Annotated in this window: 3 protein-coding genes; 1 reads left to right on the top strand and 2 read right to left on the bottom strand. The window is 59.4% G+C overall.

Going from position 1 to position 1640, the window contains the following annotated elements; translation table 11 throughout:
* Both AC1DYX_RS30910 and AC1DYX_RS30915 read right to left on the bottom strand, forming a co-directional pair.
* Positions 1-223: P-II family nitrogen regulator (locus AC1DYX_RS30910; RefSeq protein ID WP_477266013.1), on the bottom strand; the 223-nt coding region annotated here is incomplete at its 3' end.
* Between the two features lie 12 nt (positions 224-235).
* Entirely contained in the window at positions 236-982 is a 747-nt protein-coding gene (locus AC1DYX_RS30915; protein ID WP_477266015.1) for a TorF family putative porin, read from the bottom strand.
* A 268-nt stretch (positions 983-1250) separates the two neighbouring features.
* Between AC1DYX_RS30915 and AC1DYX_RS30920 the strand changes: the two genes are divergently transcribed.
* Positions 1251-1499, top strand: coding sequence for an accessory factor UbiK family protein (locus AC1DYX_RS30920; RefSeq protein ID WP_477266017.1), 249 nt, complete (start codon positions 1251-1253; stop codon positions 1497-1499).
* Positions 1500-1640 lie beyond the last annotated feature (141 nt).

Raw genomic sequence — 1640 nt, forward strand, 5'->3', positions numbered from 1 at the left:
CGATCACCTGGTCGACGATGGCATCGTCGACCGCTGCCTCGATCTTGGTCTTCGGCAGGAAATCGACGACATATTCCGCACCACGATAGAGCTCGGTGTGGCCTTTCTGGCGACCGAAACCCTTCACTTCGGTGACCGTGATGCCCTGGACGTTGATTTCCGAGAGGGCTTCACGCACCTCGTCGAGCTTGAAGGGTTTGATGATGGCGGTGATCATTTTCATGAGATTGCCTCTTCAGAAAGTTTTTGAAACAGCGAGCACGGCCGCGGATTTGGCCAGGTTTTCCCCGGACGGGCTCACGACGCCATTGATATCGGCCTTGATCCACGCCAGCGAGACCGAGCAGATACCGAAGTCCTTCGTCACGCCAAGCTTGTAGTCGGTGTAGGACAGCGAACTGTGGTGGCGCACATTCTGGCGCCCGGCATGCAGGTTCAGCGTGAAGCCGTTGCCGACATCGACGTTGCCACCGACGTCCAGGTAGCCGCTGCCCTTGCTGTCGGCCGTACCGAACAGGTTGGTCAGCGAATGCGAATACTTGACGTAGGCCGGGCCATAGCCCAGCTGGCCGTACAGTTCGAACGTGTTGGCGTTCGGATGCAGGCCGTTGCTCGGGTAGAAGTAGTACAGGCCGCCCACGTCATAGGTGATGTCGGCGCTGAGGTTGCCGCGCTTGCCGCCGTAGATATCCCATTCGACGTCGCCGCTGCCGCCCGCGTCCTTGGTCCACTTGATGGTGGACAGCCAGGTGCCTGCGTACAGGCCGGTCGGGTTGTGCGTGTAATCAGCACCACCCTGCAGGGCCGGATCGAGGCGGGACTGCGAGATGCYGCGATAGCGGTAATCGCTCGTGACAGCCGCGTTGAAGCTCACCTCGTTGTCCGGCTTTTGCTCCTCGGCGCCGGCCAGCCCGATGTTGAGGCTCCACACGCTTACTGCCAGTGCTACGACGTGGGGCCAGTTGCTGTTGCGACGCTTCATGTGACACTCCCTTATTAGTTGAACAGGTTTTTGACTTGCGGTTTACAATCCGAAATCGCTCTCTCTCGTGGGTTGATGGTTAATTAGCAGGATACGTGCCACCCTGCCCGAAGCGGGTACGCGCTTGTTTTTCCCGACTTCAGCCTCCACTTTTTTTGGTTTCAAAAACAATCGGGACGAGGATGCATGCTCCATGCTGGTGCATGCACCAATTCAGGTACATACGCACCATCTCGGTGCAATGCGCCGACTTAAGGAATAGTGTGAAATGAATAATTTTTTTAATGATTTGCAGGGCAAGATCAACGAGGCGTTCGAAAACTCGCCCGCCAAGGACATCGAGCGCAACGTCAAGGCGATGATGACCCAGGGCTTTTCGAAGCTGGACCTGGTGACGCGCGAGGAATTCGACATCCAGGCCCAGGTGCTGGCCAAGACGCGCGCCAAGCTGGAGGCGCTCGAGGTACGCGTGGCCGAACTGGAAGCGAAACTGGCGGCGACCGTCGCCAAGGACTGACGACCGCCGCATTGGGTGGACGGTTCCACCCTGCTGTCTGCGTGACGGCGCAACGCGCGCCGTCCACGCGTTCAACCGGCCCTGCCCCGCCGGACAGCCAGCCTTACGACCCGCCACACGCCGAACAGCCCCGCCCCACCG

The sequence above is a fragment of the Massilia sp. P2_C2 genome, assembly GCF_056404615.1.

What these genes read in the sequence shown, in the direction of transcription:
- AC1DYX_RS30920 (WP_477266017.1), top strand. Translation starts at nt 1,251, where the DNA reads ATGAATAATTTTTTTAATGATTTGCAGGGCAAGATCAACGAGGCGTTC.